The following is an 18,887-nucleotide window of genomic DNA, read 5'->3' on the forward strand; positions in this document are numbered from 1 at the left end:
CTTACCCCTCGGCAGCGACCCGGAAGGCATTTTCCAGATCGGCAATTAAATCTTCACTATCTTCTATACCTGTTGAAACGCGCAGCAGCGTTTCAGAAATGCCGGCGGCAGCTCGTGCCTCCGGCGCCATGCCCGCATGTGTCATGGTTGCGGCGTGAGAAATCAAGCTTTCAACGCCCCCCAGCGATTCCGCCAGGGTAAACAGCGACAGCGCCCCCAGGAAACGACGCAGCGTTTGCTCGTCACCGTCGAGCTCAAAGCTTAGCATCGCGCCAAACCCTTTTTGCTGACGGGCCGCAATCTCGTGGCCCTGGTTTTCCGGCAGTGAAGGATGATACAGCTTTTTCACCAACGGTTGCTGCTTGAGAAACTCAACAATGGCCTGAGCATTACGTTGAGCCACTTCCATACGTGGCGACAGAGTGCGCAGGCCACGCAACAGCAGGTAGCTGTCAAATGCGCTGCCGGTGACGCCAATGTTATTCGCCCACCATGCCAGTTCGGTGACCGTGGCAGGATCTTTTGCAATAACAACGCCCGCAACCACATCCGAATGGCCGTTGAGGTACTTGGTGCAAGAGTGCAGAACCAGATCGGCCCCCAGCGCCAGCGGGTTTTGCAGTGCCGGGCTCAGGAAGGTGTTATCCACCACGCTAATCGCACCCGCTTCACGCGCTGCGGCACAGATTTTCGCAATATCCACGACGCGCAACAATGGATTACTTGGACTTTCTACCAGTACCAGCTTTGGTTTTTCCGCCAGCGCAGAGTTTAAAGCCTCTTCATCATTCTGATCGACGAATAAAACGCGGTAAGCCCCACGTTTTGCCAGACTATCGAACAGGCGGTAGCTGCCACCATAGCAGTCGTGAGGCGCCACCAGCAGGTCGCCGGGTTTCAGGAATACGGTGGTGACCAGATGAATGGCCGACATGCCGGTATTGGTCATTACTGCCCCAGCCCCGCCTTCCAGCTCCGCTAATGCCCGCTGTACTACGTCGCGCGTTGGGTTACCCCGGCGTGAATAATCATGGGCACGCGGTTCATTAAAGCCGGTAAAGTTATAGGTGCTGGACAGGTGAATAGGTGGAACGACGCAGCCGTATTGCTCGTCATCATTCAAACCGCTACGAACTGCGATGGTTGCCTGTTTACGCGTCATGGTGTGCCCGATCCTTGCTGGTCGAATAAAAGTCAGGCCTCAGAGTAAACAACCGCAGTATAGACGTCAATACATCTGGACATCTAAACCTCTTTGCGTATAGATTGAGCAAAAGGCAAATAGCCGTTAAAATTATGCGTTTTAGAGTGTATATGTCTGAGTTTCGCGCTCAGGAAAGGGTTATCCTGTGCTGTACACTAAAAGAGATAATCGTCAACGCCGCGGATTTACCCGGCTTTGGCACGTTTTCATAGATTAAGAGGATTAAGGTATCTCATGGCTGAATGGAGCGGCGAATATATCAGCCCCTACGCTGAGCACGGTAAGAAGAGTGAACAAGTAAAGAAAATTACGGTTTCCATTCCTCTGAAAGTGTTGAAGATCCTCACCGACGAGCGCACGCGTCGCCAGGTGAATAACCTGCGTCATGCGACCAACAGTGAATTGCTGTGTGAAGCTTTTTTGCACGCCTTCACCGGCCAGCCGCTGCCGAACGATGCTGACCTGCGTAAAGAGCGCAGCGATGAAATCCCGGAAGATGCGAAGGTCATTATGCGTGAACTGGGGATCGATCCGGATACGTGGGAATATTAAGATCTGATGTTAAGGCGTCTGCGGGCGCCTTTTCTTATTGCGTTACCGGATAACAGACACAAAAAAGGCGCCTTCAGGCGCCTTTCTCTTTCCAGGGTGCGAAACTTATTTCTTCGCGCCTGGTACGCTGAAGCGCTTGTTGAAGCGATCAACACGGCCGCCGGTAGCAACATCACGCTGTTTACCAGTGTAGAACGGGTGGCACTGACCACATACGTCCAGGTTCAGATCGTGACCTACGGTGGAGCGGATCTTGATAACATTACCGCAAGAGCAGTTTGCAGTAATTTCTTCGTATTTAGGATGGATATCTTTTTTCATGGTAAACCTCGGTAAAGGCCGCGTCGCTCTTCCAGCCCTAACGCCAGACACCACGCGATGTTAATAAATTAGGTTTTTTGATACCAAAACTGCGCATCAAAGGCGGCGAATCATACAGAAATTGCTCACCCGGTGCAAACTGATCCGCAATTTTGCAAGCGCACAGTGTACACTAATACGTCATTTTTTCAGCCTGGATGCTTTCATGCCCGTAGCCCACGTTGCACTGCCGGTTCCGCTGGCCCGTACCTTCGACTATCTGCTGCCAGAAGGCGTGCAGGTTAGCGCAGGCTGCCGCGTACAGGTGCCGTTTGGCAAGCAACGCGAAGCTGTCGGTATCGTCATGTCGGTCAGCCAGTCGAGCGATCTGCCGCTGGAAAAACTCAAGCCCGTTGGCGAAGTTCTCGATGGGCGCTCACTGTTCACGCCGTCACTCTGGCGTGTGCTGCTGTGGGCTGCGGAGTATTATCATCACCCAATTGGCGAAGTGCTCTTTCACGCTCTGCCAATTCTTCTTCGCCAGGGGAAACCTGCGCACCATGCTCCGCTCTGGTACTGGTTTGCTACGGAAGAAGGAAAAGCCGTTGATCTGAACAGTCTCAAACGCGCGCCTAAACAGCAGCAGGCACTGGCGGCGCTGCGGCACAATATCGTCTGGCGGCATCAAATCGGCGAGCTGGAAATCAGTGAGCCGGGGTTACAGGCGCTGAGAACAAAAGGCCTGTGTGATTTAAAAAGCGCGGCGCCTGCGGAAGAAGACTGGCGGGCAAGCTATGCCGTTGCCGGTGAGCGGCTGAGACTGAATACGGAACAGGCCACCGCCGTGGGGGCTATCCACAGCGAATCTGACCATTTCTCCGCCTGGCTGCTCGCCGGCATCACCGGCTCCGGCAAAACTGAGGTTTACCTCAGTGTGCTTGAAAATGTGCTGGCGCAGGGCAAGCAGGCTTTAGTGCTGGTGCCCGAAATTGGCCTGACTCCGCAAACTATCGCCCGCTTCCGGGAGCGTTTTAACGCGCCGGTTGAAGTCCTGCACTCCGGGCTGAATGACAGTGAAAGGCTCAGCGTGTGGCTAAAAGCACGCAGCGGTGAGGCGGCCATCGTCATTGGTACTCGTTCTTCTCTGTTCACGCCGTTCTGCCGTCTCGGCGTCATCGTCATCGATGAGGAACATGACAGCTCCTATAAACAGCAAGAAGGCTGGCGCTATCACGCTCGCGATTTAGCCGTTTACCGGGCGCATGCCGAAAACATTCCGATCATTCTCGGCTCGGCAACGCCAGCATTAGAAACTCTGCACAATGTTCAGGTGGGAAAATATCGCCAGCTACGCCTGACTAAACGTGCCGGAAACGCACGCCCGGCTCACCAGCAGGTTATCGACCTGAAAGGGCAGCAGCTCAAAGCCGGCTTAGCCCCTGCACTGCTCAAAAAGATAGGCGAGCATCTTGCCGCAGATAACCAGGTGATCCTTTTCCTTAACCGCCGCGGCTTCGCACCTGCCCTGCTCTGCCACGAATGCGGCTGGATTGCGGAATGCGCACGGTGCGATCATTACTACACGCTGCACCAGGGCCAGCGCCATCTGCGTTGCCACCATTGCGACAGCCAGCGCGCGATCCCGCAGCAGTGCCCGCAGTGCGGCTCCACGCATCTGGTTCCGGTGGGAATGGGGACCGAACAGCTTGAACACAGCCTTGAACCGCTGTTCCCGAACGTACCGATTTCCCGCATCGACCGCGATACCACCAGCCGCAAAGGCGCACTGGAACAGCAGCTGGCCGAAGTGCACCGGGGTGGCGCGAGAATTCTTATCGGCACACAAATGCTGGCTAAAGGGCACCACTTCCCTGATGTCACGCTGGTCGCCTTACTCGACGTAGACGGCGCGCTTTTCTCCGCAGATTTCCGTGCCGCCGAACGCTTTGCCCAGCTCTACGTCCAGGTTTCTGGTCGAGCGGGGCGAGCCGGTAAGCAAGGTGAAGTCCTGCTGCAAACGCACCATCCTGAACACCCTTTGCTGCAAACTCTGCTGACCAAAGGCTACGATGCGTTTTCCAGCCAGGCATTGAGCGAGCGCCAAACGGTATTTTTGCCGCCGTACACCAGCCATGTATTGATTCGGGCCGAAGATCAGAACAACCACCAGGCCCCGCTATTTTTGCAGCAATTGCGTAATCTGCTGGAGGCCAGCCCGCTGCGCGATGAGCAGCTCTGGATCATGGGGCCAGTTCCCTCGCTGCAGCCCAAACGCGGCGGGCGTTTTCGCTGGCAAATCTTGTTGCAGCATCCATCGCGCGGGCGCCTGCAAAAACTGGTCAGCCATTCACTCACGCTGATCAACACACTCCCCGAAGCCCGGAAAGTGAAATGGATGCTGGATGTTGACCCTATCGACGGGTAGCACAATCGGGCTGGTTATGCGAAGCCGATCGAAAAATCTAATACTCATCACATTTCTTGTGAAAAATTTGTAACCGCTTACAGCCAACTTCTGCTAAGAATGTGATGACTGTCAGACACACAGGAGTGTTGACGATAGCGGCGTGCATGTGAGGAGAAGAAGTGAAGCCGAAGAAACCGGTGGTGAATGCCACCATGAAAGATGTCGCCGTGCAGGCAAAAGTGTCTACTGCAACGGTATCCCGCGCCTTAATGAACCCGGACAAAGTTTCACAAAGTACCCGTAATCGCGTGGAACAGGCGGCGATTGAAGTGGGGTATTTGCCTCATTCTCTGGGGCGTAACATCAAACGCAGCGAATCACGCACTATTCTGGTCATCGTGCCGGATATCTGCGATCCGTTTTTCAGCGAAATCATTCGCGGTATTGAAGTTACCGCAGCTTCACACGGCTATCTCGTGCTGATTGGCGATTGCGCCCACCAAAATCAGCAGGAAAAAACCTTCATCGACCTGATAATCACAAAACAAATTGATGGCATGCTGCTGCTGGGCTCACGCCTGCCGTTTGACGCCAGCAAAGAAGAGCAACGCAATCTGCCGCCGATGGTCATGGCCAATGAGTTTGCCCCTGAGCTGGAACTGCCCACGGTGCATATCGACAATCTGACCGCCGCCTTTAACGCCGTTTACTATCTGCAAGAGCTCGGGCATCAGCGCATTGCCTGTATTGCCGGGCCTGAAGAAATGCCGCTTTGCCATTATCGCTTACAGGGATACGTTCAGGCGCTTCGCCGCAACGGCATCGTCGTCGATCCTCACTATATTGCGCGCGGTGATTTTACCTATGAAGCAGGCGCCGCAGCGCTGGCACAGCTTATTGCCCTGCCCGAACCCCCAACCGCCATTTTCTGCCATAGCGACGTGATGGCGCTAGGGGCGCTTTCTCAGGCAAAGCGCAGCGGGCTTAAAGTCCCGGAAGATTTATCGATTATGGGCTTCGACGATATTGCCCTGTCGCAGTTCTGTGACCCGCCCCTCACCACCGTCGCACAACCCCGTTTCGATATTGGTAAGGAAGCTATGCTGCTATTGCTGGACAACATGAACGGCCAAAACGTTAACAGCGGCTCACGCCTGCTGGACTGCGATCTTATTGAGCGAGGCAGCACTGCCGCGCCCGGCAGCAGAAATTGAGCCGTTTTTAAGACTGCATAAACTGGTCAAAGCCCCGCCCCTTAAGTAACATGGCGGACTGATAAACGAATAAAGACAGCGAAACGATAGTGGCACAACGAGATTATGTAAGCCGCGGGCAATCGGCAGGGACGCGGCGCAAAAAAAGTACACCCCGCAAAAAGCAACGTAGTCTGCCCTCCGTCTCTCCAACGATGGTTGCCATTGCGGCCGCAGTCGTGGTGGCCTTTGTCGGCGCTCTTTACTTTATTACTCACCATAAGAAAGAAGAGATTGACGCGCTCCCTGGCCACAAAGTGACCGGCAATGGCCTGCCGCCAAAACCGGAAGAGCGCTGGCGTTACATTAAAGAGCTGGAAAACCGCCAGCCTGGCGTACGTGCGCCTACCGAACCGACAGCCGGCGGCGAAGTCATGAATCAAAGCCAGCTAACCAACGAACAGCGCCAGTTGCTGGAGCAAATGCAGGCGGATATGCGCCAGCAGCCTACGCAGCTGAATGAAGTCCCGTGGAATGAGCAAACCCCTGCCCAGCGCCAGCAAACGCTGCAGCGCCAGAAACAGATTGTGCAGCAAACTCAGCCTGTGCAACAGCAGCAGTGGAACACGCAGACGCAGCAGCCTCGCGTTCAGCAGCGTGTAGCGGAACAGCCATACCAGCAGCCGCGTAACACGCAACAAACCACGCAGCCTTATCAACAGCCAAAAACTGTGCCGCAGCAACAGCCGAAAACCTCTACGGCAAATAATCAGCAGCCGTATCAGGATCTGCTGCAAACGCCACCGCACAGCCAGCAAAAAGCGCCACAGCAAACCAAACCGGTTCAGCGTGAAGCTCAGCCTGCACCAATTACGCGTGAGCCAGAAGTGGCTAAGCAGGCTCCTGCTGCTCAGGAGAAAAAAGATGAAAAACGCTGGATGGTGCAGTGTGGTTCATTTAAAGGCAGCGAGCAGGCGGAAACCGTTCGTGCTCAGTTGGCGTTTGAAGGCTTTGACTCCCGCATTACCACCAACAACGGCTGGAACCGCGTCGTTATTGGGCCAATCAAAGGTAAAGACAATGCCGATGGCACCATCAATCGGCTGAAGATGGCTGGGCATACCAGCTGTATTCGTCTTGCCGCCGGGGGTTGAAACCCCAAAATTGCCCCCCATTTATAATGGCATTAGGCCCTGCGCACCGCGCAGGGCTCCTGTTTAGCTGATGCAAAAGGGGTCCGATCGTGACAACAATAGTAAGTGTACGTCGTAACGGCCATGTGGTTATTGCCGGCGATGGCCAGGCCACGCTGGGTAATACCGTCATGAAAGGTAACGTCAAAAAAGTACGTCGCCTGTACAACGATAAAGTGATCGCGGGTTTTGCCGGCGGTACTGCGGATGCCTTCACGCTGTTCGAACTGTTTGAGCGCAAGCTGGAAATGCATCAGGGTCACCTGGTGAAAGCCGCCGTTGAGCTGGCGAAAGACTGGCGTACCGACCGCATGCTGCGCAAGCTTGAAGCGCTGCTGGCCGTGGCCGACGAAAGCGCGTCGCTGATCATCACCGGTAACGGGGACGTCATCCAGCCTGAAAACGATCTGATTGCCATTGGCTCCGGCGGCCCATACGCCCAGGCCGCAGCCCGTGCCCTTCTGGAAAATACCGAAATGGGCGCGCGCGATATCGCTGTGAAAGCGTTGGATATTGCAGGTGATATCTGCGTTTATACCAACCACTTCCATACCATCGAAGAATTACCGTCTAAAGCGTAAGGATCTCCCATGTCTGAAATGACCCCACGCGAAATTGTTAGCGAGCTGAATAAACACATTATCGGCCAGGACAACGCTAAGCGCTCCGTCGCTATCGCCTTACGTAACCGCTGGCGCCGTATGCAGCTTGATGAAGAGCTGCGCCATGAAGTTACCCCTAAAAACATTCTGATGATCGGCCCAACCGGCGTGGGTAAAACCGAAATTGCCCGCCGCCTGGCAAAACTGGCCAACGCGCCGTTCATCAAAGTTGAAGCGACCAAATTCACCGAAGTCGGCTATGTGGGCAAAGAAGTGGACTCCATTATCCGCGATCTGACCGATGCCGCAGTCAAAATGGTGCGCATGCAGTCTATCGAGAAGAACCGCTACCGCGCTGAAGAAATGGCCGAAGAGCGTATTCTCGACGTGCTGATCCCACCGGCGAAGAACAACTGGGGTCAGGCGGAAGCCCAGCAGGAGCCATCGGCTGCTCGCCAGTCGTTCCGCAAGAAACTGCGCGAAGGCCAACTGGATGATAAAGAGATCGAAATCGATCTCGCTGCTGCACCGATGGGCGTAGAAATCATGGCACCTCCTGGCATGGAAGAGATGACCAGCCAGCTGCAATCCATGTTCCAGAACCTGGGCGGCCAGAAGCAAAAGCCACGCAAGCTGAAAATCAAAGATGCGATGAAGCTGCTGGTGGAAGAAGAAGCGGCGAAGCTGGTGAACCCGGAAGAGCTGAAGCAGGACGCCATCGACGCAGTTGAGCAGCACGGGATCGTATTTATCGACGAAATTGACAAAATTTGTAAGCGCGGCGGCAACAGCTCCGGCCCGGATGTGTCCCGCGAAGGTGTACAGCGTGACCTGCTGCCGCTGGTAGAAGGCTGCACCGTATCCACCAAGCACGGCATGGTAAAAACTGACCACATCCTGTTTATCGCTTCCGGCGCGTTCCAGGTTGCTAGCCCGTCAGACCTGATTCCTGAGCTGCAGGGGCGTTTGCCTATCCGCGTTGAGCTGCAGGCGCTGACCGTAGATGATTTCGAGCGCATCCTGACCGAACCTAACGCCTCCGTGACCGTACAGTACAAAGCGCTGATGGCAACCGAAGGCGTGAACATCGACTTTACCGAGGACGGTATTCGTCGTATTGCTCAGGCAGCCTGGCAGGTAAACGAATCTACCGAAAACATCGGGGCGCGTCGCCTTCACACCGTGCTTGAACGTCTGATGGAAGATATCTCCTATGACGCCAGCGAGTTAGATGGTCAGTCCATCCTGATCGATGCCGAATACGTCGGTAAACATCTGGATGAGCTGGTTGCAGATGAAGACCTGAGCCGTTTTATCCTATAATCCGGCTAACGCATTTTCTTCATTTGAAATGGAGGGCTTATGCCCTCCATTTTTTTATCTAAACTGGCAACCAAATAATGAGCGATTCGCAACCTACAAGTGTCACCCAGGCCTGGCTGGAAAGCCTTCGCCCACGCACGCTACCTCTGGCGTTTGCTTCAATCGTCTGCGGTTCGGCCCTGACTTACTGGCAAGGTGTCTTTGACCCGGCTGTGGCGCTGCTGGCGCTGCTGACCGCCGGACTTTTGCAGATCCTGTCTAACCTCGCCAATGACTATGGCGACGCGGTCAAAGGCAGCGACAAAGAAGACCGTCTCGGGCCACTACGCGGGATGCAAAAAGGAATGATTACTCAGGCGCAGATGAAACGTGCGCTGGTCATCACCGTCATCCTCATTTGTTTGTCGGGTCTGTCGCTGGTCGCCCTTGCCTGCCATACCTTCTCGGATTTCATGGGCTTCTTGCTACTTGGGCTGCTGTCTATCGTCGCCGCCATTACCTACACCGTCGGCACCCGTCCTTATGGCTACATGGGGCTGGGAGATATCTCAGTGCTGGTGTTCTTTGGCTGGATTAGCGTGGCGGGTACCTGGTATCTGCAGGCTAATTCGCTGGCGGCGCTGGTGATTCTGCCGGCCACGGCCTGTGGGTTACTCGCCACCGCAGTGCTGAATATCAATAACCTGCGTGATATCGATAGCGATCGTGAGAACGGTAAAAATACCCTTGCTGTACGTCTTGGGCCCATTGTTGCACGCCGCTATCATGCCGCTCTGCTCATCGGGGCTTTGGCCTGTCTCGCCCTGTTTAACCTTATCTGGCTCAAGAGCCTGTGGGGATGGTTATTTGTTCTGGCCGCGCCGCTGCTGCTCAAGCAGGTTACCTACGTCATGCGGGAGCAAGATCCCGTGGCGATGCGTCCGATGCTGGAACGCACCGTCAAAGCCGCGTTGCTGACGAATCTGCTGTTTGCACTGGGCGTCGTCCTCAGTACCGTTGTGTTATGACTGACAAATATCAATTAACAATTGATGATTTTGCCAACAGTTAACAGAACGCGATATACTGACAACTCCTGCAGCAAATGAACCTTAATCCTATGAAATACGATACTTCTGAGCTTTGTGACATCTACCAGGAAGAGGTCAACGTCGTTGAGCCGTTGTTCTCCAACTTTGGTGGCCGCTCGTCATTTGGTGGGCAAATCATCACGGTGAAATGTTTCGAGGACAACGGGTTGCTGTACGATCTGCTCGAAGAGAATGGCCGTGGGCGAGTCCTGCTGGTAGACGGCGGTGGTTCAGTACGCCGCGCGCTGATTGATGCGGAACTGGCTCGTCTTGCGCTGCAAAACGAGTGGGAAGGCATTGTGGTTTACGGCGCGGTGCGCCAGGTGGATGACCTGGAAGAGCTGGACATTGGCATCCAGGCGATTGCCGCCATCCCGGCTGGCTCCGCGGGAGAAGGCATCGGCGAAAGCGATGTGCGCGTCAATTTTGGTGGCGTGACCTTCTTCTCAGGCGACCATCTGTATGCCGATAACACCGGCATCATTCTCTCCGAAGATCCGCTGGATATTGAGTAATCCGGTCGATGAATAGCAAAACGGGCGCCTCAGGCGCCCGTTTTTTTGTCGGAAGCAGGAATTACACTTCTTCCATTTTGCCCAGCAGCGCGTGTAAACGCTCCTGCCAGACATGCTGTTGTTCTTTCAGGCTGCTGTTTTCACGCACCAGCTCTTCATGGTTGCTTTGCGCCTGCTGAACTTCCTGAGCCAGACCGTTATTTTTCTCTTTCAGCTCTTCGATTTCCATCTGTAACAACGTAATCGTGTCAACCGCCTGCTGAACTTTTGCTTCCAGTTTCTCAAACACTTCAAATGACATTTCGAACTCTCCTGAATGGCAAGGCGTTGATGGATGGCTATCCTCGTCCCGATTCTACGGCGACGCCTTTATGAACGTATGCACAACACGTAGCGTAACTCGATTGTAAGTAGCCCGGATGCCCGTGTCCAGCGGCTTACCGCGCTCTTTGCGTAACATGACGTTTTTCAGCCTATGCTGAAAGCCAGGGTTCACGGTCGATTCGAATTGTTAAAAAACACGTTAACAAAACGCGTAATTCCCCCTTCTTTCCCATGAGGCACCGCTCATTTTTTAGCGCGAAAACGCTCATTTTCTTGACGCACCACGCACATTTTAAGTTCGATATTTCTCGTTTGTGCTCGTTAACGATAAATTAACACCATGCCTACATGGCATAAAGGTGACAAGGATGCTCGACAACAATAATCATCAATTTGCCTTCAGGACCCCACTATGAGTCAGACCGCTACAACAACCTTAAAAGGCCAGTGCATCGCCGAATTCATGGGTACCGCGTTGTTGATCTTCTTCGGTGTGGGATGTGTTGCTGCATTGAAAGTGGCCGGTGCCACGTTCGGGCAGTGGGAGATCAGCATCATCTGGGGCTTAGGGGTGGCAATGGCCATCTATATGACCGCAGGGGTTTCCGGCGCACATCTTAACCCGGCAGTAACGATCGCACTCTGGCTGTTCGCTTGTTTTGACGGACGCAAAGTCGTGCCGTTTATTATTTCACAGTTCCTTGGCGCATTCTGCGCCGCCGCGTTGGTTTATGGCTTATATTACAATCTGTTCCTCGACTACGAACAAACGCACCATATGGTGCGCGGCAGCGTAGAAAGCCTGGATTTGGCGGGCATCTTCTCCACCTATCCGAACCCACACATTAACTTCGTCCAGGCATTCGCCGTAGAAATGGTGATCACTGCCATTCTGATGGGCGTCATTCTGGCGCTGACCGACGATGGCAACGGCGTGCCGCGTGGCCCACTGGCTCCGCTGCTGATTGGCCTGCTGATTGCGGTGATCGGCGCGTCCATGGGACCACTGACCGGGTTTGCGATGAACCCAGCGCGTGACCTTGGGCCGAAGACCTTTGCGTGGCTGGCTGGCTGGGGCGACGTCGCCTTCACCGGTGGGAAAGATATTCCTTACTTCCTGGTGCCGCTGTTTGCGCCTATTCTCGGCGCTTCCCTCGGCGCATTCGGCTACCGTAAATTGATTGGTCGCCACCTGCCATGCGACGTCTGCGTTGTCGAAGAAGACAAGCCGGACAGCAAGGTGACCTCTCAGCAAAAAGCACTGTAATACTGACTTCAGGACTTGATTATGACTACAGAAAAAAAGTACATCGTCGCTCTCGACCAGGGAACAACCAGCTCGCGTGCCGTCGTCCTGGATCATGACGCCAACATCATTAGCGTTGCACAGCGTGAATTTGAGCAAATCTATCCTAAGCCAGGCTGGGTAGAGCATGACCCCATGGAAATCTGGGCCACCCAAAGCTCCACGCTGGTAGAAGTGCTGGCGAAAGCCGACATCAACTCCGACGAAATCGCGGCCATCGGCATCACCAACCAGCGTGAAACCACAGTAGTTTGGGAGCGCGAAACCGGTAAGCCAATTTACAACGCTATCGTCTGGCAGTGCCGCCGTACCGCTGATATCTGTGAAGAGTTGAAGCGCAACGGCATGGAAGAATACGTGCGTCACAACACCGGCCTCGTGGTGGACCCGTACTTCTCCGGCACTAAAGTTAAATGGATCCTCGACCACGTCGAAGGCTCCCGCGAGCGTGCTCGCCGTGGCGAACTGCTGTTCGGTACCGTGGATACCTGGCTCATCTGGAAGATGACTCAGGGGCGTGTACACGTCACCGACTACACCAACGCTTCTCGTACCATGCTGTTTAACATCCACGAGCTGGACTGGGATGACCGCATGCTGGAAGCGCTGGACATTCCTCGCGCTATGCTGCCGGAAGTGCGCAAGTCTTCCGAAGTCTATGGCCAGACCAACATCGGCGGTAAGGGCGGCACGCGTATTCCTATTGCCGGGATCGCGGGTGACCAGCAGGCCGCGCTGTTTGGCCAGCTGTGCGTGAAAGAAGGGATGGCGAAGAACACCTACGGAACCGGCTGCTTTATGCTGATGAACACCGGTGAGAAAGCCGTGGCCTCCACCAATGGCCTGCTGACGACTATCGCCTGCGGCCCGAAAGGTGAAGTGAACTACTCGCTGGAAGGCGCCGTATTCATGGCGGGGGCATCCATTCAGTGGCTGCGTGACGAAATGAAGCTGATTGGCGATGCGTTCGACTCCGAGTATTTCGCCAACAAGGTGAAGGATACCAACGGCGTCTACGTTGTGCCTGCGTTCACCGGCCTCGGCGCACCTTACTGGGACCCGTATGCACGTGGGGCTATTTTCGGCCTGACCCGCGGCGTGAACTCTAACCACATCATTCGCGCCACTCTGGAATCAATCGCCTACCAGACCCGTGACGTGCTGGAAGCAATGCAGGCAGACTCAGGTATTCGTCTGCACGCGCTGCGCGTGGACGGCGGTGCGGTAGCCAACAACTTCCTGATGCAGTTCCAGTCCGACATTCTGGGTACCCGTGTTGAGCGTCCTGAAGTTCGCGAAGTCACTGCGTTGGGTGCGGCTTACCTGGCCGGTCTGGCCGTGGGCTTCTGGCAGAACCTCGATGAGCTGCAGGAGAAATCCGTCATCGAGAAAGAGTTCCGCCCTGGTATCGAAACCACCGAGCGTAATTACCGCTACGCCGGCTGGCAGAAGGCGGTTAAACGCGCCCTTGCCTGGGAAGATCACGAAGAGAAATAATCCCTACAAGGCCCCTGAAAAGGGGCCTTTCAGTCTCTGCCTTTCCCGTCCCTTTTCTCGCCTGTGCTAAACTCCCCGGCAATTCTGTTTGCTAAATGAGTCTGCTATGAAACGAGAACTTGCCATCGAATTTTCCCGCGTGACCGAAGCCGCCGCCCTTGCTGGCTACAAATGGCTTGGCCGCGGCGATAAAAATGTCGCCGACGGCGCAGCGGTAAACGCCATGCGTATCGTCCTTAACCAAATCAATATCGACGGTGAGATCGTCATTGGCGAAGGCGAAATTGACGAAGCGCCGATGCTCTACATTGGTGAAAAAGTCGGGACCGGGAAAGGCGACGCGGTAGATATTGCCGTTGACCCCATCGAAGGTACGCGCATGACGGCGATGGGCCAGGCCAACGCTCTGGCTGTGCTCGCGGTGGGAGATAAAGGCACGTTCCTCAATGCGCCCGATATGTATATGGAAAAACTGATTGTTGGGCCTGGAGCCAAAGGCGTCATCGACCTTAATCTCAGCCTCGAGGACAATCTTCGCCGCATCGCCGCTGCGCTGGAAAAACCGCTTAGCGAATTGACCGTAACCATTCTGGCCAAGCCACGTCACGACGAAACGATCAAAGAGATGCAAAAGCTTGGCGTGCGCGTGTTCGCTATTCCGGATGGCGACGTAGCGGCTTCTATTTTGACCTGCATGCCGGACAGCGAAGTGGATGTCCTCTACGGCATCGGCGGTGCGCCGGAAGGTGTGGTTTCAGCGGCAGTAATCCGCGCGCTGGACGGCGACATGCAGGGCCGCCTGCTGGCTCGCCACCACGTAAAAGGCGACAGTGAAGAAAACCGCCGCATCGGCGAACAGGAACTGGCGCGCTGCAAAGCAATGGGCATTGAGGCTGAACGCGTGCTGAAGCTCGATGAAATGGCGCGTAACGACAACGTTATTTTCTCCGCTACCGGCATCACCAAAGGCGATCTGCTGGAAGGGATCACCCGTAAAGGCAATATGGCCACCACGGAGACGCTGCTGATTCGCGGTAAATCCCGTACGATCCGCCGCATTCAGTCTATTCATTATCTCGATCGTAAAGATACCGAGGTACAGAAGCATATTCTGTAACGTTTCTCGTTTGTTGGTTCGAGCTTTCCGGCTCGTTTGGGCTGGAAATGCTGCCACATTCTGGTGAAGATAGGTAAAAAGCAACGACGGGAGTACAACATGGCGGAGTGGGTTACAGGTAAAGTTACCAGAGTTCAAAACTGGACGGATTCTCTCTTCAGCCTGACGGTTCATGCGCCGGTGCATGCGTTTACCGCCGGGCAATTTACCAAGCTTGGGCTGGAAATTGACGGCGAACGCGTACAGCGTGCCTACTCCTACGTGAATGCCCCCAGTAATCCCGATCTCGAGTTCTATCTGGTCACCGTTCCCGAAGGGAAACTCAGCCCACGTCTGCATGCGCTCAAGCCTGGCGATGAAGTGCAGCTGGTAAGCGAAGCCGCCGGGTTCTTTGTTCTGGAAGAAATTCCTGAGTGCAAAACACTCTGGATGCTGGCGACCGGCACCGCGCTGGGGCCTTATCTTTCAATCCTGCAGGAAGGCAAAGACCTTGAACGTTTTGAGAATATCGTGCTGCTCCATGCGGTCCGCTATGCCAACGATTTAAGCTATCTGCCGCTGATGCTTGAACTACAAGAACGCTACCAGGGCAAACTGCGTATTCAAACCGTGGTCAGCCGCGAAACGGTCGCAGGTTCGCTCACCGGGCGTGTTCCGGCGCTGATAGAAAGCGGTGAGCTGGAGGCCGCCGTTGGTTTACCGATGGATATTGAAACCAGCCATGTGATGCTATGCGGTAATCCGCAAATGGTGCGTGACACGCAACAGCTCTTGAAAGATACCCGGCAGATGGCCAAACATCTGCGCCGCAGGCCTGGCCACATGACCGCCGAGCATTACTGGTAAATCAGCGGAATTTAACTTCGCTGGTCTCTTTCCCGAAACGGTTTTCACCCTGGGTGCCAACAAAAGCGCCCAGGTCCATCAGCACCATGACGAAAATCAGCGTCGGGATAAAACGCCCCAATCCCCACTGCCACAAGGTGCCAAAGGTTTCCCAGTTTCCCGCCACCAGCAGCCAGGCAGGAATAAAGAGCAACGCCCACCAGCCTTTTTTATCTCTGTCATGCAGGCGCTTCACAATCACCGCCGCGGTTGGAATCAGCGAGCCGGTGAGGAAGAAGCCCGCCGTGGAATACGGCATGATTTCGGCCCCGGCCAGGGTAAACAGAATAATCAGCCCGACTATCCACGCGCCGATCCAAATCCAAAAATCGCGGCGTCCAATACGCCCTTTAAAAGAGAACAACCATTGCTGTATGGTCATGGGTAAGGTCCTTATTATTTTATCGCGGCGTAGTGTACCCTGGTCACCGCCCGTTTTGACAAGCCAACGGATTGCCGATTTAATCGGGATGATGAACCCATCAGGAGAAGTGTGTCGATGAAATACCTGCTGCCTGCCCTCGTGCTGCTGGCGCTGCCTTTGGCGGTGAGCCGGGCAGATCCTGCGTCAGACGCAGTTTCTCAGCTTCCGGCGGCGCCTTATCTGCTGCCCGGCGCACCCACTTTCGATCTGACCATTACCCAGTTTCGTGGCAAATTTGATATTGATAATCCGTCGCTACCGCTGAACGAATTTCGCGCCGTGGAGAAGAGCCGTGACAAAGCCAATCTGACCCGCGCCGCTACCAAGATCAACGAAAACCTTTATGCTTCTGTGGCACTGGAACTCGGCACCCTAAAAATTAAGTCGATGCAGATAACCTGGCTCCCCATTCAGGGGCCGGAGCAAAAAGCCGCCCGTGGCAAAGCGCTGGAATACATGGCTGCGATCATCCGCAGCTTCACGCCAACGCTTTCCAAAGCGCAAAGCCAGCAGAAGCTGACCAAACTACTCAACGACGGCAAAAATAAACGCTATTTCGCGCAGAACGACGGTGCTATTCGCTATGTCGTGGCAGATAACGGCGAAAAGGGGCTAACTTTCGCCGTTGAACCGATTAAGCTAACGCTATCTGAGACGCTAAACAGCGGCGAATAAATGACAAAAAGCAAAGCCTTTCGCCCGCCGACTCTCTATACTGTTTCACAGACCAAGCTGCCCGACGGGCAGTGATTCTTTTTATTGCTTACCGCGTGGAGAATTAAAATGCGACATCCTTTAGTGATGGGTAACTGGAAACTGAACGGCAGCAAACACATGGTTAACGAGCTTGTTGCTAACCTGCGTAAAGAGCTGTCTGGCGTGGAAGGCTGCGGCGTGGCTATCGCCCCACCAACCATGTACCTGGACCTGGCGAAACACGCTGCTTCCGGTAGCCACATCATTCTTGGCGCGCAGAACGTAGACGTTAACCTGTCCGGCGCGTTTACCGGTGAAGTTTCTGCAGAGATGCTGAAAGATATCGGTGCTAAATACATCATCATCGGTCACTCTGAGCGTCGTACCTATCACGCTGAGTCTGATGAGTTCATCGCTAAGAAATTCGCCGTGCTGAAAGCAGCAGGCCTGGTGCCAGTTCTGTGCATCGGTGAAAGCGAAGCTGAAAACGAAGCGGGCAAAACCGAAGAAGTTTGTGCACGCCAGATCGACGCCGTGCTGAAAACTCAGGGCGCAGCAGCATTCGAAGGTGCGGTAATCGCTTACGAACCAATCTGGGCTATCGGTACCGGTAAATCTGCAACCCCAGCTCAGGCTCAGGCGGTACACAAATTTATCCGTGATCACATTGCTAAAGCTGACGCGAAAGTGGCTGAGCAAGTGATCATCCAGTACGGCGGCTCCGTTAACGATAAAAACGCTGCAGAGCTGTTTGCTCAGCCAGACATTGACGGCGCGCTGGTTGGCGGTGCATCCCTGAAAGCTGACGCTTTCGCGGTTATCGTTAAAGCAGCAGCTGAAGCGAAAAAAGCGTAATCACGCCAATAATATTGATGAACGGCTCCGCTTGCGGAGCCGTTTTTTTTTAGAGTTTGTGCAGCAGTTGGAACCAGCCATAGTCCAGCGGCAGCAAAATCGAAAACGTCACCACGGCCAGCGCCAGGCAAAGCTTCATCCCTTCCCTTGCCGGGACTTTTCCCAACCCCATCGCCACCACAATCGGCGACGCCATATACGGCAGAAGCGGCGTTGAGTAACCCAGCACCTGAATCATAATCACCGACAAAAGTGGAAAACCGGTCGCCTGTGAGAAGCTTTCGGCAAAAGTGGTATAGAGCGCCGGAACGCCGTTCGCAGTGACGATGAAGTTGAGCAGGCTGGTGATACCGGTTAGCGCGGCAAAGCTGGTGAACGGCCTGCTGGCCTCCAGGGGCATAATCGCCATTAGCTTCTCACCCACAAGTGCCCCAAGACCGATATGCGTCACAGTCGTGGCCAGCGCTAAAATGCCCGCCACATAGAAGCAGGTACGCACATTCACACCGCTGGCAAACTCCTCGCCGGAGATAAACCCCACTCGCGGTAACAGCGTCATACAGGCGGCAATCAGCCCTATCCATGCAGGACCAATGCCGTGCCAGCTTTCCGTCACCCACAGCCCGAGCACAACGACCAGCAGCCACGCCAGCCGTTTTTCTTCAGGGCTCATCGGTCCTGGACTCTCAATTTGCTTTGGCGGCTGCGGTTTGCCAGGAAATAGCCAGACAATCAGGCCTATCAGCACTAATCCTTTCAGAATGCCAAGCACCGGAGTGTGCAGCAGCAAATAAGGCAGATAGTTAAGATGCAGGCCATAAGACCCTTCCGCCGCTCCGCTCATCACCAGATTCGGCACATTCGCCGGTAAGATCGTCGCCGAGAGCTGGAAAGTGCCAAACCCCACGGCCAGCGCCAGACCGTACCAGGCGCGGGTGCCGTCGCCGATGGACGCTCTTTTCGCCATCGCCGCAACAATCGGCATCAACAGGGCAATGCGCCCCATATTTGAAGGCATAACAAATGCCAGCGCATAGCTTAGAAGCACGACGCTGCCGACCATATGTAGCCAGGAGTCGGTCAGCCGGGCGGACAGCGCCCGCGCAACTCGATCGGCCAAACCCGTTTTGCGAATCGCAATCCCCAGCACAAAACCGCTGAACACCAGCCAGAAGGCCGACGAGGCAAAACCACTAAAAATCACCTCGGCCGGGGCTATCTTTGCCACCATCGCCGCGGCAAAAAATAACAGTGCAGTCAGGTATTCCGGGAGGGCAGAAGTGGCCCAAAGGACAATGGTGATAAGGATAATAATGCCGGGCAGGATTAGAGGGTCCGACAACCAGAGCGACATACCTGTCTCCTGTAGAGTTTTTCAGCACTCTACGGGAAGATATTCTGCGAGTAAATGTCAGACCGTGGAA

Annotated in this window: 19 protein-coding genes; 14 read left to right on the top strand and 5 right to left on the bottom strand. The window is 54.7% G+C overall.

Annotated elements, in window-relative coordinates:
* Window position 1: 1 nt before the first annotated feature.
* Window positions 2-1,162, bottom strand: a complete 1,161-nt coding sequence (gene metB / locus F3J26_RS20700; RefSeq protein WP_039289182.1) for a cystathionine gamma-synthase — start codon at window positions 1,160-1,162, stop codon at window positions 2-4.
* Window positions 1,163-1,438: 276 nt separating this feature from the next.
* Here metB and metJ point away from each other — a divergent pair, with 276 nt between their 5' ends.
* Entirely contained in the window at window positions 1,439-1,756 is a 318-nt protein-coding gene (gene metJ, locus F3J26_RS20705; RefSeq protein ID WP_008457553.1) for a met regulon transcriptional regulator MetJ, read from the top strand.
* A 105-nt stretch (window positions 1,757-1,861) separates the two neighbouring features.
* Here metJ and rpmE read toward each other — a convergent pair whose 3' ends face one another.
* Entirely contained in the window at window positions 1,862-2,077 is a 216-nt protein-coding gene (gene rpmE, locus F3J26_RS20710; RefSeq protein WP_008457552.1) for a 50S ribosomal protein L31, read from the bottom strand.
* Window positions 2,078-2,282: 205 nt separating this feature from the next.
* Between rpmE and priA the strand changes: the two genes are divergently transcribed.
* From priA to rraA, 7 genes are all read left to right on the top strand, one after another.
* Window positions 2,283-4,481: a primosomal protein N' gene (priA, locus tag F3J26_RS20715; RefSeq protein WP_166995758.1), complete on the top strand. Its 2,199-nt coding sequence runs from the start codon at window positions 2,283-2,285 to the stop codon at window positions 4,479-4,481.
* 161 nt (window positions 4,482-4,642) lie between these two features.
* Entirely contained in the window at window positions 4,643-5,677 is a 1,035-nt protein-coding gene (cytR, locus tag F3J26_RS20720; RefSeq protein WP_008457548.1) for a DNA-binding transcriptional regulator CytR, read from the top strand.
* 89 nt (window positions 5,678-5,766) lie between these two features.
* Entirely contained in the window at window positions 5,767-6,810 is a 1,044-nt protein-coding gene (gene ftsN, locus F3J26_RS20725) for a cell division protein FtsN (RefSeq protein WP_166879279.1), read from the top strand.
* Between the two features lie 89 nt (window positions 6,811-6,899).
* Window positions 6,900-7,430 carry an ATP-dependent protease subunit HslV gene (hslV, locus tag F3J26_RS20730; RefSeq protein WP_008457544.1) on the top strand — a complete coding sequence of 177 codons (531 nt, stop codon included), beginning with the start codon at window positions 6,900-6,902 and terminating at the stop codon, window positions 7,428-7,430.
* Window positions 7,431-7,439: 9 nt separating this feature from the next.
* Complete coding sequence (hslU, locus tag F3J26_RS20735) at window positions 7,440-8,774, top strand: ATP-dependent protease ATPase subunit HslU (RefSeq protein WP_008457542.1); 1,335 nt, start codon at window positions 7,440-7,442, stop codon at window positions 8,772-8,774.
* Window positions 8,775-8,851: 77 nt separating this feature from the next.
* Window positions 8,852-9,781 carry a 1,4-dihydroxy-2-naphthoate polyprenyltransferase gene (gene menA / locus F3J26_RS20740; protein ID WP_166995760.1) on the top strand — a complete coding sequence of 310 codons (930 nt, stop codon included), beginning with the start codon at window positions 8,852-8,854 and terminating at the stop codon, window positions 9,779-9,781.
* Window positions 9,782-9,873: 92 nt separating this feature from the next.
* Window positions 9,874-10,359: a ribonuclease E activity regulator RraA gene (gene rraA, locus F3J26_RS20745; RefSeq protein ID WP_008457535.1), complete on the top strand. Its 486-nt coding sequence runs from the start codon at window positions 9,874-9,876 to the stop codon at window positions 10,357-10,359.
* Window positions 10,360-10,420: 61 nt separating this feature from the next.
* Here rraA and zapB read toward each other — a convergent pair whose 3' ends face one another.
* The gene (gene zapB, locus F3J26_RS20750; protein WP_008457532.1) at window positions 10,421-10,660 is read right to left on the bottom strand and encodes a septal ring assembly protein ZapB; all 240 of its coding nucleotides are present in this window, start codon (window positions 10,658-10,660) and stop codon (window positions 10,421-10,423) included.
* Window positions 10,661-11,095: 435 nt separating this feature from the next.
* Between zapB and F3J26_RS20755 the strand changes: the two genes are divergently transcribed.
* The 4 genes from F3J26_RS20755 (at window position 11,096) to fpr (ending at window position 15,449) form a co-directional block, all read left to right on the top strand.
* Complete coding sequence (locus F3J26_RS20755; protein WP_008457530.1) at window positions 11,096-11,950, top strand: MIP/aquaporin family protein; 855 nt, start codon at window positions 11,096-11,098, stop codon at window positions 11,948-11,950.
* Between the two features lie 21 nt (window positions 11,951-11,971).
* Window positions 11,972-13,486, top strand: coding sequence for a glycerol kinase GlpK (gene glpK, locus F3J26_RS20760; RefSeq protein ID WP_166995762.1), 1,515 nt, complete (start codon window positions 11,972-11,974; stop codon window positions 13,484-13,486).
* Between the two features lie 106 nt (window positions 13,487-13,592).
* Complete coding sequence (gene glpX, locus F3J26_RS20765; RefSeq protein ID WP_008457517.1) at window positions 13,593-14,603, top strand: class II fructose-bisphosphatase; 1,011 nt, start codon at window positions 13,593-13,595, stop codon at window positions 14,601-14,603.
* Window positions 14,604-14,702: 99 nt separating this feature from the next.
* Window positions 14,703-15,449, top strand: coding sequence for a ferredoxin--NADP(+) reductase (fpr, locus tag F3J26_RS20770; protein WP_008457514.1), 747 nt, complete (start codon window positions 14,703-14,705; stop codon window positions 15,447-15,449).
* A gap of 1 nt (window position 15,450) precedes the next feature.
* On the opposite strand, the gene F3J26_RS20775 is transcribed toward fpr, so the two are convergent.
* Window positions 15,451-15,870 carry a DUF805 domain-containing protein gene (locus F3J26_RS20775; RefSeq protein WP_008457512.1) on the bottom strand — a complete coding sequence of 140 codons (420 nt, stop codon included), beginning with the start codon at window positions 15,868-15,870 and terminating at the stop codon, window positions 15,451-15,453.
* A gap of 117 nt (window positions 15,871-15,987) precedes the next feature.
* Here F3J26_RS20775 and F3J26_RS20780 point away from each other — a divergent pair, with 117 nt between their 5' ends.
* Together F3J26_RS20780 and tpiA are read left to right on the top strand one after the other, a co-directional pair.
* Window positions 15,988-16,587 (top strand): DUF1454 family protein, encoded by a 600-nt coding sequence (locus tag F3J26_RS20780; protein ID WP_166995832.1) that lies wholly within the window; start codon window positions 15,988-15,990, stop codon window positions 16,585-16,587.
* Between the two features lie 108 nt (window positions 16,588-16,695).
* Window positions 16,696-17,463, top strand: a complete 768-nt coding sequence (gene tpiA, locus F3J26_RS20785) for a triose-phosphate isomerase (RefSeq protein WP_008457509.1) — start codon at window positions 16,696-16,698, stop codon at window positions 17,461-17,463.
* Window positions 17,464-17,512: 49 nt separating this feature from the next.
* On the opposite strand, the gene F3J26_RS20790 is transcribed toward tpiA, so the two are convergent.
* The gene (locus F3J26_RS20790) at window positions 17,513-18,817 is read right to left on the bottom strand and encodes an SLC13 family permease (protein WP_166995764.1); all 1,305 of its coding nucleotides are present in this window, start codon (window positions 18,815-18,817) and stop codon (window positions 17,513-17,515) included.
* Window positions 18,818-18,887: the final 70 nt, after the last annotated feature.

Source organism: Enterobacter sp. Ap-867 (assembly GCF_011752855.1).
Lineage (GTDB): Bacteria > Pseudomonadota > Gammaproteobacteria > Enterobacterales > Enterobacteriaceae > Cedecea.

Bases quoted from the DNA above. Each gene is read 5' to 3' on its own strand.
- metB (WP_039289182.1), bottom strand. From the start codon at position 1,162: ATGACGCGTAAACAGGCAACCATCGCAGTTCGTAGCGGTTTGAATGAT.
- metJ (WP_008457553.1), top strand. From the start codon at position 1,439: ATGGCTGAATGGAGCGGCGAATATATCAGCCCCTACGCTGAGCACGGT.
- rpmE (WP_008457552.1), bottom strand. From the start codon at position 2,077: ATGAAAAAAGATATCCATCCTAAATACGAAGAAATTACTGCAAACTGC.
- priA (WP_166995758.1), top strand. From the start codon at position 2,283: ATGCCCGTAGCCCACGTTGCACTGCCGGTTCCGCTGGCCCGTACCTTC.
- hslU (WP_008457542.1), top strand. From the start codon at position 7,440: ATGTCTGAAATGACCCCACGCGAAATTGTTAGCGAGCTGAATAAACAC.
- menA (WP_166995760.1), top strand. From the start codon at position 8,852: ATGAGCGATTCGCAACCTACAAGTGTCACCCAGGCCTGGCTGGAAAGC.
- rraA (WP_008457535.1), top strand. From the start codon at position 9,874: ATGAAATACGATACTTCTGAGCTTTGTGACATCTACCAGGAAGAGGTC.
- zapB (WP_008457532.1), bottom strand. From the start codon at position 10,660: ATGTCATTTGAAGTGTTTGAGAAACTGGAAGCAAAAGTTCAGCAGGCG.
- F3J26_RS20755 (WP_008457530.1), top strand. From the start codon at position 11,096: ATGAGTCAGACCGCTACAACAACCTTAAAAGGCCAGTGCATCGCCGAA.
- glpK (WP_166995762.1), top strand. From the start codon at position 11,972: ATGACTACAGAAAAAAAGTACATCGTCGCTCTCGACCAGGGAACAACC.
- glpX (WP_008457517.1), top strand. From the start codon at position 13,593: ATGAAACGAGAACTTGCCATCGAATTTTCCCGCGTGACCGAAGCCGCC.
- fpr (WP_008457514.1), top strand. From the start codon at position 14,703: ATGGCGGAGTGGGTTACAGGTAAAGTTACCAGAGTTCAAAACTGGACG.
- F3J26_RS20775 (WP_008457512.1), bottom strand. From the start codon at position 15,870: ATGACCATACAGCAATGGTTGTTCTCTTTTAAAGGGCGTATTGGACGC.
- F3J26_RS20780 (WP_166995832.1), top strand. From the start codon at position 15,988: ATGAAATACCTGCTGCCTGCCCTCGTGCTGCTGGCGCTGCCTTTGGCG.
- tpiA (WP_008457509.1), top strand. From the start codon at position 16,696: ATGCGACATCCTTTAGTGATGGGTAACTGGAAACTGAACGGCAGCAAA.
- F3J26_RS20790 (WP_166995764.1), bottom strand. From the start codon at position 18,817: ATGTCGCTCTGGTTGTCGGACCCTCTAATCCTGCCCGGCATTATTATC.